This window comes from Streptomyces sp. NBC_00299 (assembly GCF_036173045.1).
Lineage (GTDB): Bacteria > Actinomycetota > Actinomycetes > Streptomycetales > Streptomycetaceae > Streptomyces > Streptomyces machairae.
The window spans coordinates 2006335-2020548 of record NZ_CP108039.1; the positions used below are offsets into that span (position 1 = coordinate 2006335).

A 14214-nucleotide genomic window follows, 5' to 3' on the forward strand; every position below is an offset into this window, starting at 1 on the left:
CTCACCCCTCCCATGCCATTCGCCCCGTATATCCTGCATCGGAGATCACGCAGTCGTCGTCCAGACCGGGAGGCAGCCGCGATGTCCGAGCGACGCGCACGCCCCGCCTCGAAGAATCCCGTGAAGTCCGCCTGGCGCCGAGCCGTCACTCCCCCGCCGCAACCGGAGCCACCGGAGCCGGCGCCCGCGGCGCGCACCACGGCCTCCGACTCCTCCGAGGTGGCGAGCGTCGTGCAGGCGGTGCTGTACCGGGACGGCGTGCGGGTGTCCGCCCCCGCCACGCTCGCCGAGACCTACCGCGAGCTGCGCGACCAGTCCTGCGGCATGGCCTGGATCGGCCTGGCCCGCCCCACGGAGACGGAACTGCTCTCCCTGGCGGCCGAGTTCGACCTGCATCCGCTCGCAGTCGAGGACGCGATGGAGGCGCACCAGCGGCCCAAGCTGGAGCGCTACGGCGAGACGCTCTTCGTGGTCCTGCGCGCGGCCCGCTACCTGGACGCACCCGAGGAGGTCGACTTCGGCGAACTGCATGTCTTCGTCGGCCCCGACTTCGTGATCACGGTCCGCCATGGCGCGGCCCCCGACCTGTCGGCGGTACGCCAACGCATGGAGGAGACTCCGGAGCTGCTCAAACTCGGTCCGGAGGCGGTGCTCTACGCGATACTGGACGCCGTGGTCGACGGCTACGAGCCGGTGGTGGTGGGCGTTCAGAACGACATCGACGAGATCGAGACCGAGGTCTTCCGGGGCGACCCCGAGGTCTCCCGCCGCATCTACGAACTCTCCCGGGAAATGGTCGAGTTCCAGCGCGCCACCCGCCCGCTCGTCGGCATGCTGCACGCCCTGATGGCCGGCTTCTCCAAGTACGGCACGGACGAGGAACTCCAGCGCTACCTGCGCGACGTCGCCGACCACGTCACCCACACCAGTGAGCGTGTCGACGGCTTCCGCCAGGCCCTCACCGAGATCCTCACGGTGAACACGACGCTGGTCACGCAGCAGCAGAACGCCGAGATGCGGGCGCTGGCGGAGGCGGGGTTCGAGCAGAACGAGGAGATCAAGAAGATCTCGTCGTGGGCGGCGATTCTGTTCGCGCCGACGCTGGTGGGGACGATCTACGGCATGAACTTCGACCACATGCCGGAGTTGCACTGGGTGTTCGGATATCCCTTCGCGATCGCCCTGATGGGGGTCGTTTGTACAAGCCTGTACGTCATCTTCAAGCGGCGGGATTGGCTCTAGAACCTCTCTTCCGGCCGGTCGGGCTGTCGCCGTCACCGTGCCTGCGGCGCGTGCGGCAAGTGGTCCACAGCCACCACAGCACCGGCAACTTCGACTATCTGCTCCAGGTCGAGGTCCCCGACCTGCCCGCATACGAGGACGTCCACGCCAACCAGTTGGCCGGCCTGCCCGGCGTGGCCACGGTGACCAGCTACGTCACCATGAAGACGCTCTCCGCCGACACCACCGCGTGACGGGTGGTCAGAGCGCGCCGGCGCCGCGGACGCAGTCCGGATGAGGGCCGGGACAGGATCTGTCCGGCCGGCTTGCCGGACAGACCCTGGAGATGCTCGACTTCGCGCCGCAGGGCTCAGCGCTTGAGCGTGAAGGTGAAGTCGCCGGAGAGCTTGCCGCTCAGGCGGACCGCCGAAACGAGCTTTCCCTCCGCGATCAGTCTCTCGACCTCGGCCCGCGAGAGATCGCAGCCTTCAGCGATCAGTCGTACCGGCCGGACGGGGATCCGTGCCGCGAAGCGGACCGACACGTCGATCACCTCACGGTCCAGATGATCCGATCCGCCGGTGTCGAGGCGCCAGGCGTTGTCCCAGTCGAGGGCGATGCGATTACGGCGCCGCACGACCGGATCCTGGAGCAACTCGGCCGCCAGGCTTGGGTCGTTGTCGTGCATCCGGTCCAGCAGTTCAGGTCGTACGGAACGCACGTTCATCCGCTCCAGGACCGTCAGCTTCGCAGTCTCCCCGCAAGCGGTACAGAGCACGAGGAGCCAGGCGTCGAGGAGCTTGTGGTTTGCGTTGACACGAAACTTGCCGTTCGCCCGGAAGCGCTCGGACGCGCACGCGTGGCAACGACGGAGAACGAGCGGCAGGCAGGTGGGCATGACCACCCAGCGATTGAGCACAGCAGTACACCGGTTTCAGTGAGAAGTCCGCAGCAAAAAGGAGCGCGGCGCACATGCGCGACGCGCGACAAATCAGCTCTCGGGGGTCTCACACGGTGTACAACGGCACGTCCTTGCCTGGATGACTTGGATCAGCAGCACGGTAATGACGCACAACAGCGCCGCGCCACCGGTTTTCGACGCGCCTCAGCAGCAGGCTCAGCACGCACGCGGCCACGGTCGTGGCGGTGATGACGCTGCGTCACATTCTGTTTGCTGTCACGTCTGAGCGCCGCTGCGTGGTCCTCACTCCTGAAGCGAGCGAAGGGAAGGGATCGTGAGGATGAGGACCGTCATCGTGTGCGCCTCCGTGTCGCACGGCAATACGCGTCGTGTCGCCGACAGCATGGCCGAAGTACTCGGCGCGGAGGTCGTCGCGCCCGAGCAGGCCGACCTGGCGGAGCTGGCCGGGGCCGACCTCGTGGGATTCGGCTCGGGCGTCTTCTACGGCAGGCTCCACCCCCGGCTGACCGAGTTCGTCAGGGCACTTCCCGCCGGGCGTGGCCGGGCGTTCGTGTTCGCCACCAGCGGGCTCCCCGAGATGGCGCCGGCGCCTTTCACCCGCCCCCTCGTCCGGCTCCTCCAAGGCAAGGGCTTCGAGGTGGACGGGAGCTTCTCGTGCCGGGCGTTCGACACCTGGACGCCCTTCAAGCTCGTCGGCGGCATCAACAAGCAGCGGCCGAACGCCGGGGACCTGGCCGCCGCGCGGACGTTCGCCGAGGGGTTGCGGGACGGACGAGGGCCGGTGTCCTGACGCTCGCCCTGGCCGGCTTCCCTCCGTCGGCCGGGGCCACGCTGCGCCTCGCCGGGCTCCGGGCCAACTGGCCCCCGGGAGCTACACCATCCGGTGGCTTATGACCGCCGCGGCGTTATTCATATCACCGTATTTCCTATTCATTCCACTGTCCGGCTCTTGGTGCTGACCAACCGTCACGAGGCCCTGAACCAAGTCGAGGAGAGTGGAAGATGACGACATCGCCGAAATGGCGATCTGTTCTGGCACCCGCCGCCATGGCTGCCGCGCTCGCCGCAGCCGCACTGGCGAGCGCGGGCACGGCCCACGCCCAGGACGACACCACCCCGCACCCGCCGTACCCGGCCAAGCCCGCACACCCGGCACACGGCGCCAAGCCGGCGTATCCGGTGCACCCGGAAAAGCCCGCCTACCCGGTGCACCCGGTCAAGCCCGAGTACCCCGTCCACCCGGTCAAGCCCGAGTACCCGGTGCACCCCGTCAAGCCCGCTTACCCGGACAAGCCGGTGAAGCCGGAATACCCGGCCAAGCCTGTCCACCCGGTCAAGCCTGCGTATCCGGTCAAGCCCGAGTACCCCGTCAAGCCGGTGAAGCCCGAATACCCGGCCAAGCCTGTCCACCCGGTCAAGCCTGCGTATCCGGTCAAGCCCGAGTACCCCGCCAAGCCGGTGAAGCCCGAATACCCGGCCAAGCCTGCCTACCCCGCCAAGCCGGTAAAGCCCGAATACCCAGCGAAGCCCGCCTATCCGGTCAAGCCCGCCTACCCGGCCAAGCCCGTCAAGCCCGACTACCCGGCGAAGCCCGCCTACCCCGCCAAGCCCGTCAAGCCGGAGTATCCGGCCAAGCCCGCGTACCCCGCCAAGCCGGTCAAGCCCGACTACCCGGCGAAGCCCGCCTACCCCGCCAAGCCGGTCAAGCCGGAGTATCCGGCCAAGCCCGCGTACCCCGCCAAGCCGGTCAAGCCCGACTACCCGGCGAAGCCCGCCTACCCCGCCAAGCCGGTCAAGCCGGAGTATCCGGCCAAGCCCGCGTACCCCGCCAAGCCCGTCAAGCCGGAGTATCCGGCGAAGCCCGCGTACCCCGCCAAGCCCGTCAAGCCCGACTACCCGGCGAAGCCCGCGTACCCCGCCAAGCCCGTCAAACCCGAATACCCGGCCAAGCCCGCTCACCCGGTCAAGCCGATGAAGCCCGCCTACCCGGCCAAGCCCGCCCACCCGGCCAAGCCGATGAAGCCCGCCTACCCGGCCAAGCCCGCCCACCCGGCCAAGCCCGTCAAGCCCGACTACCCCTCCAAGCCCGCCCACCCCGTGAAGCCGGTCAAGCCGGATCACCCCAAGCACCCCAGCAAGCCCAAGCACTCCGGTCACGAGAAGGAGCAGCACGGGTGGTGATGGCGGCGACGAGGAAGTGAATCCCGGTCCCTCAGGGGATGCGCACGTCGGTTGAAGTGCCGGGCCCGTTCACTCGGGCCCGGCACACCGCTGTCCGGGAGGACGAGGAGGCGGCGGCGGTCAGGGGATCTCCTGTTCGGCCCAGATGATCTTTCCGGAGGCCGTGTAGCGGGCGCCCCAGCGATGGGCGAGTTGGGCCACCAGGAACAGGCCGCGGCCGCCCTCGTCCATGCTGCGGGCGTGCCGCAGGCGTGGGGCGGTGCTGCTGCCGTCGGCCACCTCGCAGGTCAGGCGGGTGTCGCGGAGGAGGCGTAGGCGGATGGGGGGTTCGGCGTAGCGGATGGCGTTGGTGACCAGCTCGCTCACGATCAGCTCGGTCGTCATGGCCAGTTCCGCGAAGCCCCAGTCCGTGACCTGGCGGGTCGCCCGTGCCCGGAGGTCGGCGACGGCGGCCGGGTCGACGGGCACGTCCCATGAGACGACTTGCTCGGCGTCCAGGGCGTGGGTGCGCGCAAGGAGGAGGGCGATGTCGTCGGGCTGCGGCGCGGGCACGAGTTCCCGCACCGCGGACGAGCACAGCGTGTCGAGGTCGAGGTCCCGCCGGGACAGCAGGTCGCCGAGCCGGGACATGCCGCGTTCCATGTCGCGGTCGGCGTCCGCGACGAGGCCGTCGGTGTAGAGGCCGAGCAGGCTGTTCTCAGCGAGTTCGATCTCGCCGGCCTCGAAGCCCATCCCGCCCAGCCCGAGCGGGGGTCCGGCGGGGGGTTCCGGGTAGGAGACCTGCCCGTCGGGCGCGATGACGATCGGCGGCGGGTGTCCGGCCCGGGCCATCGTGCAGCGTCGGGTCACGGGGTCGTACACGGCGTACAGGCAGGTCGCGCCGAGGAAGCCGGTCGTGCCCGGGTGGGCCGCCCCGGCTGTATCGCCCTCGGGCCGCTCCTCGCTGAGGCGCAGCACGAGGTCGTCGAGGTGGGCCAGCAGTTCGTCGGGGGGCATCTCCATGTCGGCGAGGGTCTGTACGGCGGTGCGCAGCCGGCCCATGGTGGCCGCCGCGGTGATGCCGTGGCCGACGACGTCGCCGACGACGAGGCCCACCCGGGCCCCGGACAGCGGGATCACGTCGAACCAGTCCCCGCCGACCCCGCCGCTCGGGTCCGCCGGCAGATAGGAGGAGGCCACCTCCAGTGCCGTACCGCCCGTCAGGACCTGGGGCAGCAGGCTGCGTTGCAGGGTGACCGCGGCCGTGTGTTCCCGGGTGTAGCGGCGGGCGTTGTCGACGCACAGGGCCGCGCGGGCCACCAGTTCCTGGGCGACGAGGACGTCGTCGGGCTGGAACGAGACGGGATTGCGCGACCGTATGAAGGTGGTGAGGCCCAGGGTGGTGTTCCGTGCCCGCATCGGCGCCGAGATGAGGGAGTGCAGGCCGAACTCGCGGATGCTGGCCGCTCGCGCGGGTTGCTCGGCTGTCCACAGTTCGTCGGAGGGGTCGAGGACCGGGATGAGGATCGGACCTCCGTCGATGAGCAGATGCGCGTCGTGCGGCGGCGGGACGAAGTCCACCCGCTCCCCCACCCGCGCCACGGCCTCCGGGCAGCCCTCGCGCACCGAGCTCATGCCGGCCCGGCGCATCACCGGCTTGGCGGGGGCCGGGCCGGCGTCGGTCAGCCACGTGCCGTGCCCCTCGGTGCTGAGCACCGGCTCCAGGAGGTCCACGACGACGAAGTCCGCGAAGCGCGGCACGGCGAAGTCGGCCAGTTCCTGTGCCGTCCACAGCACGTCCAGCGTCGTGCCGATGCGCGTCCCGGCCTCGTTGACCAGCGACAACAGCTGGCGTGCGTTCCACCGCTCGGTGACGTCCAGGACCATGTAGCAGACGCCGGTGATCGAGTTGTCGGGGTCCACGAGGGGAAAGAAGGAGGTGGAGTAGGCGTGCTGGCGGTGTGGGTCGGCCCAACTCCATCCCACGTACTCGTAGTCGGTGACGGGGAGGCCGGTTTCCAGGACCTTGTGCATCCGGCCCTCGATCGTCTCCGCCTGGAGCCCCGGCAGCAGTTCACTCAGCCGACGGCCGAGGCGCTGCTCGCGAGGGACACCGCCGAAGCGTTCCAGGGTGTCGTTGAGCCAGACGTAGCGCAGGTCGGTGTCCATCACGGCCATGCCGACCGGTGAGCGGGTCAGGAACCCGTCGAGGATGGACTGGCCCACCGCCCACTGCTGCCGCAACTCCCGTGCCGAGACCAGAAAGCACTCGTCCGCTCCGATGCGGAACGACGCGGAGACCCGCAGGTCCACATCGACACGGCGGCCGTCACGGTGCCGTAGCGGAATGAGGCCGTTCCATCCCATGCCGGCCCGGCAGCGCTCGGCGACGCCGGCCGCCCGGACCGGATCACTCGGTCCCGCCAGCAGCCGCGCGGCGGGGGAACCGACGACGTCCGAGGCGGGGTGGCCGAGGAGGTCCTCCGCGGCCCGGGTCCAGCCGATCACGACACCGTGTCCGGACACCACCGCCGCCGCGTCGGTGGACGCGTCGAACAGAGCGCTCGGTCCTTCGGACGTGGGCGCCTCCGGTTCTTCTCGCGCAGCATCCATGGGTCCTCACGCAGCGTCCATGGGTCCCGTCCTCTACACGACCATGTTCCTGCTAGTCCGCCCGATCTGCACGGGCCGACAGCCCCGGCCCCGTTCCGCGGACGTGCGGGCGGTCGCGGGCGACTCGCGGGCGAGTCGGCGCCGGCCGCTCACCGGGCAGGGCCGAGGGGCCGGAGAGAGCATGGAGGTGCCGGTCGCACCAATCGTGGTACCCGACCGTGGCCGAGGTCGGCAGGCCGTGCCGGCCGGTGAAGGAGGAGCTGGGATGACAGCTGGATCCTTCGAGTCCTCGGGAGGCGGGTACGCACCGGAGCCGCCCCGGCCGACCGGTCTGCTCGATGTGCTGAGTGTGGCCGCGGTGGTCGTCGACGCCGACGGGCGCGTGGTGTTCTGGACCCCGCAGGCCGAGGAGCTCTTCGGCTACACCGCCGACGAGGCCCTCGGCACGCATGCGACGCGCCTGTTCATCCACCCCGAGCAGCTGCCGGCCGTGACGCAGCTGTTCACGGAGGTGCTGGAGACGGGCCGGAGCTGGGCCGGCACCTTCCCCGTACGGCACAAGGACGGCAGCACCCGGCTGACGGAGTTCCGCAACATGCGGCTGCTGGACGATCTCGGTGACGTCTACGCCCTGGGCATCGCGGCCGACCACTCCCTGCTCCAGCGCGTCGAGACCGATCTGGCGCTGTGCGAGCGGCTGATCAACCAGTCCCCGATCGGGATCGCGCTCCTGGACCCGGACCTGCGCTATCTGCTGGTCAACCCGGCACTGGAGCGTATCGACGCCACCCCGGCCGAGGACCACGTCGGCCGCCGGCTGCGGGAGACCCTGCCGCTGCCCGACATCGACACGATCGAGTCCTGTCTGCGCCAGGTGCTCACCACCGGCACCCCGCTGCTCGACCAGTACCACGTGGGCCGTCCGCCGGCGGACCCCGAGACTGAGCACGCCTGGTCACTGTCGTTCTACCGGCTGGAGGACCCGGGCGGGCGGGTCCTGGGTGCGGCCATCTCGTTCGTCGACGTCACCGAGCGGCACCGGGCGGCCGCGGAGGCCGACCGGGCCCGGCGGCGACTGGCGCTGATCGCCGACGCCTCCACCCGGGTCGGCACCTCGCTGGAGGTGGACCGGACCGCCCACGAGCTGGCGGAGGTCGCCACTCCCGAGCTGGCCGACGTGGTCGCCGTCGACGTCCTGGACTCCGCGCTGGCCTGCCGGCGCAACCGCAAGCCGGACAACGGCCCGGAGCTGTTCCGCGCACTCGCGCTGAAGGCGGCCTACCCGAGCGTGGCGCTGCGCGCAGCCGATGCGCCCGGTGACCTCGCCGCGTACGAAGGCGACCGGCTGGTCACCCTGTGCGTGCACACCGGCCGGCCGATCCTCGTACGCCATGTCGGCGAGCAGGATCTGCCGCGTATCGCCAAGGACGCCGAGGCCACCGCGCTGCTGGCGCGGGCGGGCGTCCACTCCTATCTGGCCGTGCCGTTGATCGCGCACGGCGAGGTGCTCGGCGCCCTCGACCTCAAGCGCACCCGCAATCCGGTGCCGTTCGACCAGGACGACGTCGTTCTGGCCAGTGAGCTGGCCAGCAGGGCCGCCGTGGCCATCGACAACGCCCGCTGGTTCCAGAGCGTGCGCAACACCGCCCTGACCCTGCAGCGCAGCCTGCTGCCCGACCACGCGCCGCACCACACGGGTCTGGAGCTCGCCTCCCGCTACCAGCCCGCCCAGGCCACCAGCGAGGTCGGCGGCGACTGGTACGACGTCATCCCGCTGGAGGACGACAAGACGGCGCTGGTCGTCGGCGACGTCATGGGCAACGGCATCGACGCCGCCGCCACCATGGGCCGGCTGCGCACCGCCACCTGTGCCTATGCCGACCTGGACCTGGAGCCGGGCTCCGTGCTCCAGCACCTGGACAAGATCACCTGCGATCTGGAGCACTACATCGTCACCTGCCTGTACGCGGTGTACGACCCCCGCACCGGGCAGTGCCACATCGCCAACGCCGGCCACATGCCGCCCGCGCTGGCCCGCCCCGGCCGCACCCCTGAGCTGCTCGAACTGCCGGCCGGCGCCCCGCTCGGGGTCGGCGGCATCCCGTTCGAGACCACGACGGTCGAGCTGAGCCCCGGCGATCTGCTGGTCCTCTACACCGACGGCCTCGTCGAGACCCGGCTCCACCCCATCGACGACCGCCTGAACGTCCTCCTCGGCTTCCTGGACGAACCCCGCAGGCCGCTGGAGGAGACCTGCGACCTCCTGCTGTACGGCCTGCGCCACCCCGACGACCACGACGACGTGGCTCTTCTCGTGGCGCGAGTGCTGTAGGCCGAGCCGGTCCGGCCCCGCGGGCCGAGCCCGTCCGGCCTTGCGGGGGCGGGCCCGCCTTGCCCGCGCCGGGCACCCGGCGCACGCTGTTCCTATGGGTGCTCAGGACGGCCCCACGCTCATCGGCTCCGTACAGCGCGCCTTCCGCCTGCTGGAGGCGATGAGCGCGCACGAGAACGGCGCGCCGGCGAAGCAACTGGCACGGGAGACGGGCCTGCCCCTGGCCACGGCGTATCACCTGCTCCGGACGCTGGTCCACGACGGATACGTGCGCAAGCTCGACGACGGCGGGTTCATCCTGGGCGACAAGATCGGCACCCTGCACACCTCGGGCCGGGGGCAGGCGCTGCTCAGCCGGATACGCCCGACGCTCGCCGCACTGCGGGACGAGCTGTCGACCGCCGCGTACCTCACCTTCTACGAGGACGGCGAGATCCGGGTCGCCGAGATCGTGGACGGCCCCCGCGCTCCCCGGGTCGATCTCTGGGTGGGGTTCGAGGACGCGGGGCACGCCACCGCGCTGGGCAAGTCCGTGCTGCGTGAGCTGGACGAGGAATCACGCAAGGACTACCTGTCCCGGCACCGGCTCGCGGACCTCACGCCCAGCACCATCACCGACCCTCCGGAGCTCATCCGGCGGCTCGACTCCGAGCCCCTGGCCCCGGCGGTCACGGACCTGGAGGAGTACGCGCTGGGCACGGTCTGCGTCGCGGTGCCCGTCTACAGCGGGGGCACCCTCGGCTCGCTGGGTGTGTCGCTGCGGGCCGACCGGCGCTTCCGGCTGGAGGAGACGCGGGCCCGTCTGGAGGAGGTCCGAGCGCGCCTGCTCCCGACCGCGAGCCGTGTGACCCGGGGCCTCTCGCTCACTATCTGAAATCCGTGTCCTTGTCCCATCCGGGGTCGAACCGCTTTCCTGAATAAACCGGACATAACCTCCGGAAGCGCCCCCCACTCACAGGTGAGGACATCCCACAAGACATGAGCCTGGCCCCGCACCACGGTCGCTACCACTGGCCGAGGCGACTGGTCGCCGCTACGCCCGTACTGCCCATACTGATCGTCTCCGCGATCGTCCTCGTCGATCTCGTCTGCGGCTCGGGGATGACCTGGCTGCCGCTGCTCGCCGTGGGGCCCGCGCTCGCGGCCACCACCAACGGGCCGCGCGGAGTCCTGTGGGTGGGGCTTCTCGCCGCCGCCCTGGGCGCGATCCTCGGCATCCGTGACGACGCCGCCGCCCGCGAGCTGGCGGTCGTGCTGGCCGCCCTGATGGCCGTCACCCTGGCCGGAAGCCTCGCCAGCGGCCTGCGCGGGCGGCGCGAGCGGGTGCTCGCCGCCGTGCGTTCCGTCGCCGAGGCCGCCCAGCACGCGCTGTTGCAGCCCGTACCGGCGACGGTCGGGCCGTTCCAGGTCGCCGTCCGCTACAGCGCCGCCGCGGCGGAGGCCCGGATCGGCGGCGACCTCTACGCGCTCGTGTCCACGCCGTACGGGGTCCGGATGATCGTCGGCGACGTGCGCGGCAAGGGGCTGCCCGCGGTGGGGACCGCGGCTCTGGTGCTCGGTGTGTTCCGCGAGGCCGCCTACGACGAGCCCGATCTCCTCACCGTCGTCGCACGCATCGAGCGGAGCCTGGCGCGCAACCTGGGCAGCGACGACTTCGTCACCGCCGTGGTCGCCGGGTACCCCCGGGAGGGGCAGCTGGAGGTGGTCAACTGCGGTCACGCGCCGCCGCTGCTGGTGCGCGACTCCGTCGTCGTACCGGTCGACCCGGACAGTCCGGCCCCGCCCCTCGGGCTGCGCACCCTCTCTGGTGAGACGCCGGCGCTGCAGGTGCTGCCCTTCGCCGACGGGGACCAGCTGCTGCTCTACACCGACGGCGTCACCGAGGCCCGCGACCACGAGCGGGAGTTCTACCCGCTCGCCGACGGGCTGGCACGGCACACGTGCGACGAGCCGGCGCACACCGTCACCGCCCTCCACGACGAGCTGCTCGACCATGTGGGCGGCCGGCTCCACGACGACGCGGCACTGCTGCTGCTCCGCATGCCCGCTCCGGCCGTCACCCTCGCCGACCGCGAGGTGCCCGACACCGGACGCGTCGGTTCCTGCTCGCCGTAGCACGCAGGGCGCGGGCAACTGCGCGACCGACCACAACTGCGCCGCACCCGAACGACGGCACAACCCGGCACCCCGTCCCGGCCCTCCTCCCGCCCTCCTCGCGACCGAACCCGTGCCCGCCCCGTCCATCGGTGTTAGAAATGAGGCATGGCCGCCTTCCTCGGCCGCCTGCGGTCGCTGGTGAGCGCGGCTACCGTCGCCCGGCAGGTCTTCGTGCTGCAGGCGGCGATCGTCATGCTCCTCGTCGTCGCCGCCGTCGTGGCACTGGTGCTGCAGGTCCGCGCCGACACCCGACGGGAGGCCGGCAACCGGTCCCTCGCCGTGGCCGAGTCGTTCGCGCACGCGCCAGGTGTCGTGGACGCCCTGGCCGGTCCGGATCCGAGCGCCGCGCTCCAGCCACGTGCCGAGGCGGCGCGCGAGGCGACCGACGTGGACTTCATCGTCGTGATGAGCACCGACGGGATCCGCTACACCCACCCGAGCCCCGACCGGATCGGCAAGCACTTCGTCGGCACCATCGCACCGGCCGCGGCGGGCGGGGTCGTACGCGAGACGTACACCGGGACTCTGGGGCCGTCCGTGCGGGCGGTGGTCCCCGTGACCGACGGCGACGACAAGGTCGTCGGGCTGGTGTCGGCCGGGGTGACGCTGGCCAGCGTGGGCGGGGTCGTCGACAACCAGTTGCCGGTGCTGATCGGCTCCGCGGCGGCCGCGCTGATCCTGGCCACCGGCGGCACCGCGCTGGTCAGCCGGCGGCTGCTGCGCCAGACGCACGGGCTGGGGCCGGTCGAGATGACGCGGATGTACGAGCATCACGACGCCGTCCTGCACTCCGTACGGGAGGGCGTCCTGATCATGGACGGCCGGCGTCGGCTGGCGCTGGCGAACGACGAGGCGCGCCGGCTGCTCGGGTTGCCCGCGGACGCGGAGGGGCGGCCCTGCCCCGACCTGGGCATCGCGCGCGACCTCGCCGGGCTGTTCTCGTCCGGGCGGGACGCCACCGACGAGGTGCACCTGGCCCGGGGCCGGCTGCTGGCCGTCAGTCAGCGGTCGACCGACCAGGACGGCGGTCCGCCGGGCAGCGTGGCCACCCTGCGGGACACCACCGAGCTGCGGACGCTGACCGGCAGGGCGGACGTGGCGCAGGAGCGGCTGAAGCTGCTGTACGACGCGGGTCTGGAGATCGGCACCACCCTCGATGTCACCCGCACCTCGCAGGAGCTGGCCGACTTCGCGGTGCCGCGGTTCGCGGACTTCGTCAGCGTCGACCTGGCGGATCCGGTGCTGCGGGGCGAGGAGCCGAAGGAGGGCCGCGCGGACATGCGCCGGGTCGCCTTCCGGGGCGCACGGGAAGACAGCCCGCTCTATCCGATCGGCAAGCTGATCCACTTCCGCGAGGGCACGCCGCAGGCCTTCGGATTCGGTTCCGGCGATTCCGTGCTGGAGGAGGACATGCCCGCCTTCTCCGGCTGGCAGGTGCAGGATCCCGAGAACGCCCGCCGCATCGTCGGCTTCGGCATCCACACCATGCTCACGGTCCCGCTGCGCGCCCGCGGCGTGATCATGGGCATGGCCACCTTCTGGCGCGCTGACCGGCCCGAGCCGTTCGAGCAGGAGGACATGTCCCTCGCGGAGGAGCTGGTGGCACGCGCCGCCGTCAGCATCGACAACGCCCGCCGCTACACCCGCGAGCACACCCTGTCGGTCACGCTCCAGCGCAGCCTGCTGCCCCGGGCGCTGCCCGACCAGAGCGCCCTGGACGTCGCCTACCGCTATCTGCCCGCGCACGCGGCGCAGGGCGGCGTCGGCGGGGACTGGTTCGACGTGATCCCGCTGCCGGGGGCGCGGGTGGCGCTGGTCGTGGGGGACGTCGTGGGACACGGACTGCACGCGGCGGCGACGATGGGACGGCTCCGTACGGCGGTCCACAACTTCTCCACCCTGGACCTCCCGCCCGACGAACTCCTCGGCCATCTGGACGAGTTGGTCGCCCGCATCGACCAGGACGAGGACGACGGCGACAACGAGGGCGCGCCGGTCACCGGAGCGACGTGCCTGTACGCCGTGTACGACCCGTCCACCGGGCTGTGCACCCTCGCCCGCGCCGGCCATCTCGAACCCGCGCTCGTCCACCCCGACGGCGACGTCGAGTTCCCGGCCGTCGCCGGCGGGCCGCCGCTGGGTCTGAGCGGCAGCCTGCCCTTCGAGGCGACCGAGCTGCGGCTGCCCGAGGGCAGCGGGCTGGTCCTGTACACGGACGGGCTGGTCGAGCGCCAGGGACAGGACATCGACGAGGGCCTGGAGCGGCTGCGCGGGGCGCTCGCGGCGACGCCGCCGACGGGCGGCCGGACGCCGGAGGAGACGTGCAAGGCCGTACTGGAGGCCCTGCTGCCGGAACGTCCGCGCGACGACATCGCCCTCGTCGTCGCCAGGACGCGGATTCTCAGCCCCGATCGCACGGCGACCTGGGACGTCCCGGACGACCGCTCCGCCGTGGCCCGGGTCCGGGCGGCGGCCACCCGGACGCTGGACGACTGGGGTCTGTCGGAGGAGGCGTTCACGACCGAGCTGATCCTCAGCGAGCTGGTCACGAACTCCCTGCGCCACGCCACCGGCCCCATCCGCGTCCGCCTGATCCGCGACCGCGCCCTGATCTGCGAGGTCTCCGACGGCAGCAACACCGCCCCCCACCTGCGCAGCGCTGCCGCGACGGACGAGGGCGGCCGGGGACTGTTCCTGGTGGCGCAGTTCGCCGAGCGCTGGGGCACCCGGTACTCGGCGGCGGGCAAGGTGATCTGGACGGAACAGCCCCTGACGGATCCGGGGACCACTCCGGCCGAGTGAGGCCGTC

Annotated in this window: 10 protein-coding genes; 8 read left to right on the forward strand and 2 right to left on the reverse strand. The window is 71.5% G+C overall.

Features of this window, described 5'->3' with window-relative positions; all coding sequences use genetic code 11:
• The first annotated feature begins 81 nt into the window (after positions 1-81).
• Together OHT51_RS08740 and OHT51_RS08745 are read left to right on the forward strand one after the other, a co-directional pair.
• Positions 82-1242, forward strand: coding sequence for a magnesium and cobalt transport protein CorA (locus OHT51_RS08740; protein ID WP_328878338.1), 1161 nt, complete (start codon positions 82-84; stop codon positions 1240-1242).
• A 50-nt stretch (positions 1243-1292) separates the two neighbouring features.
• On the forward strand, positions 1293-1475 hold the full coding sequence (locus OHT51_RS08745) for an Lrp/AsnC ligand binding domain-containing protein (protein ID WP_328878339.1): 183 nt from the start codon (positions 1293-1295) through the stop codon (positions 1473-1475).
• 116 nt (positions 1476-1591) lie between these two features.
• Here OHT51_RS08745 and OHT51_RS08750 read toward each other — a convergent pair whose 3' ends face one another.
• Positions 1592-2140, reverse strand: coding sequence for a DUF1062 domain-containing protein (locus OHT51_RS08750; RefSeq protein ID WP_328878340.1), 549 nt, complete (start codon positions 2138-2140; stop codon positions 1592-1594).
• 322 nt (positions 2141-2462) lie between these two features.
• On the opposite strand from OHT51_RS08750, the gene OHT51_RS08755 reads away from it, so the two are divergent.
• Complete coding sequence (locus OHT51_RS08755; protein WP_328878341.1) at positions 2463-2933, forward strand: flavodoxin family protein; 471 nt, start codon at positions 2463-2465, stop codon at positions 2931-2933.
• A gap of 212 nt (positions 2934-3145) precedes the next feature.
• Positions 3146-4324 (forward strand): hypothetical protein, encoded by a 1179-nt coding sequence (locus OHT51_RS08760; RefSeq protein WP_328878342.1) that lies wholly within the window; start codon positions 3146-3148, stop codon positions 4322-4324.
• A 120-nt stretch (positions 4325-4444) separates the two neighbouring features.
• Here the strand turns inward: OHT51_RS08760 and OHT51_RS08765 are convergent, their stop codons facing one another.
• Positions 4445-6916 carry a SpoIIE family protein phosphatase gene (locus OHT51_RS08765; RefSeq protein ID WP_328878343.1) on the reverse strand — a complete coding sequence of 824 codons (2472 nt, stop codon included), beginning with the start codon at positions 6914-6916 and terminating at the stop codon, positions 4445-4447.
• 265 nt (positions 6917-7181) lie between these two features.
• Here OHT51_RS08765 and OHT51_RS08770 point away from each other — a divergent pair, with 265 nt between their 5' ends.
• The 4 genes from OHT51_RS08770 (at position 7182) to OHT51_RS08785 (ending at position 14207) form a co-directional block, all read left to right on the forward strand.
• On the forward strand, positions 7182-9248 hold the full coding sequence (locus OHT51_RS08770; RefSeq protein ID WP_328878344.1) for a SpoIIE family protein phosphatase: 2067 nt from the start codon (positions 7182-7184) through the stop codon (positions 9246-9248).
• A gap of 94 nt (positions 9249-9342) precedes the next feature.
• Complete coding sequence (locus OHT51_RS08775; protein WP_328878345.1) at positions 9343-10122, forward strand: IclR family transcriptional regulator; 780 nt, start codon at positions 9343-9345, stop codon at positions 10120-10122.
• 104 nt (positions 10123-10226) lie between these two features.
• Positions 10227-11363: a PP2C family protein-serine/threonine phosphatase gene (locus tag OHT51_RS08780; RefSeq protein ID WP_328878346.1), complete on the forward strand. Its 1137-nt coding sequence runs from the start codon at positions 10227-10229 to the stop codon at positions 11361-11363.
• A 147-nt stretch (positions 11364-11510) separates the two neighbouring features.
• Entirely contained in the window at positions 11511-14207 is a 2697-nt protein-coding gene (locus OHT51_RS08785; protein WP_328878347.1) for a SpoIIE family protein phosphatase, read from the forward strand.
• Positions 14208-14214 lie beyond the last annotated feature (7 nt).